Raw genomic sequence first — 1,709 nt, 5'->3', positions numbered from 1 at the left:
CAGAAACCTGGCACCAGTTCCTCGACGACTTCGTTAGCGATCCTGAACTCGCGCAACGCTTCAAGGCTCAACCGCCGCGGTAACAATCGGCCGGTTACACTGTAACGAGGATGAGGGCTTGGGCATCGAGGTCGACTTCTCGCTTCCCGCCGAGCGCGTAGCCGGACCTGCCCCGCCAACACGACCGACGAAGCTAAAGGTTCTCGACATAAGTCACGTAGAAACCACGGACCATCCGGTGCTCCTGCATCCGTTCTCCGAGCGAGAAACCGTTCATCTTGCGAGGCGTTGGCTGGAAAATATCCAATCCGCGATCCAGAACCATCTTCCAGCCGTTATCCGTCGTGATGTCGCGTGCATGGAGAGTGCCGCTCCCATCAAAGGCCCATGTGAAATCGACGCCCGTGCCTGTGCAGGCTTCAGCAACCCCGTCCAAGCACTCTCGCTGCTCCTGGATGTTCCCATCGTCCGGAGCCGTGACAAGATGCACAGCGATCTGATCTTCAGGCTGTTTACGCCGGATTAGCATCTCGATCAGTTCCATCACGTTGCGTGCCTGATGGAACTTCCGGATATAGGGGTCTGTGATGATAATCCGCGTCGCACCATCCGTCCAAGGACCAAAGATCTTGTCGAAACTGATGCCCTTGCGGTTTTCTGTGAAAACGACATGTCCGGGAGTTGGGGCTGAGTGCAGGGCAGCGGCAACGGCAGGTGCTGCGGAAGCACCCACCGTTGAGACCGGCTCTGCCGGTACCAACCCAATCTCTTGTTGATTCGTACCTTCACTTCCATCGTCGGTTGATCGACGGTGGTAGAACTGGGGGAACTCCTCTTCCTCCAGCGTGGCGACGGCGCGCTTTGCGCCATCCGATGCGATGTAATGGAAGTCCGCTTCCTCGAAGGTGCTGTCGATCCGCAGGAGCTGGTCTTTCACCCGCTTGCGGCATTCAATCGCTAACCGCAGCAACTCTTCAACTTCGGCTTCTGTCTCGCCACCATTCGGGAAGATCAGCTTCAAAAGGCCTGACATGGTCTTGTTGATCGCTGCGCGGTCCCGGATATGGGTCTGAACTGGGACGGTAAAATAGCGATCCGGCCGGTGTGAGAAGTCCTCGGCACGCAGATGACGCAGGATTTCGGCGAGATAATCAACAATGAACCCATAGCCAGATGTGAACATCTCGCCCCGGATGATATCGACCTCCCATCCGGGCAAATAGGCGTGCAACCGATCGATAAAGGCGCTGTCGTGGAACTGCGGCGGCAAAGCTTCGAAGAGGTCGGTATTTTTCAGCATCCAAGGCACGTTATGGTCCGTGTTGCCGACAAAGGCGAAGCTGGCCTCCGCGCCCATCGGATTTACACCACGAGAGAACTGCTTGTTCGCCATGTAGTTCTTCATGATATCGACGAGCGCCTTGTTGGCCGTCTTCTCGCGGCCGGCAAATTCGTCAAAGGCCGCGACATCCCAAAAGCCGACCAATCCGATCCGGCCATTGGAATTGTTCACGAAAAGCTTGGGAACCGTGATTTCACCGCCCGAGATCAGCTGACCATGTGGTGAAAACTCGGAATAGATATGAGATTTTCCCGTCCCCTTGGGACCAAGGGTCGTGTCTCGGAAGTGGTAGAAATTGTCTGGCGGCGTAATCTCCGGGTGAACCAACACCCACCCAACCGGCGGCGGCAACCGCCAGGGAGATCAC

General features: G+C 56.6%; 1 protein-coding gene. It reads right to left on the bottom strand.

What is annotated here, in order from left to right:
- Nucleotides 1–193: 193 nt before the first annotated feature.
- Nucleotides 194–1,672 (bottom strand): BREX system Lon protease-like protein BrxL, encoded by a 1,479-nt coding sequence (locus PARHAE_RS20325; RefSeq protein WP_241232915.1) that lies wholly within the window; start codon nucleotides 1,670–1,672, stop codon nucleotides 194–196.
- Nucleotides 1,673–1,709: the final 37 nt, after the last annotated feature.

This window comes from Paracoccus haematequi (assembly GCF_900631945.1).
Classification (GTDB): Bacteria; Pseudomonadota; Alphaproteobacteria; order Rhodobacterales; family Rhodobacteraceae; genus Paracoccus; species Paracoccus haematequi_A.
This window is presented reverse-complemented; position numbering and strand designations above follow the sequence as displayed.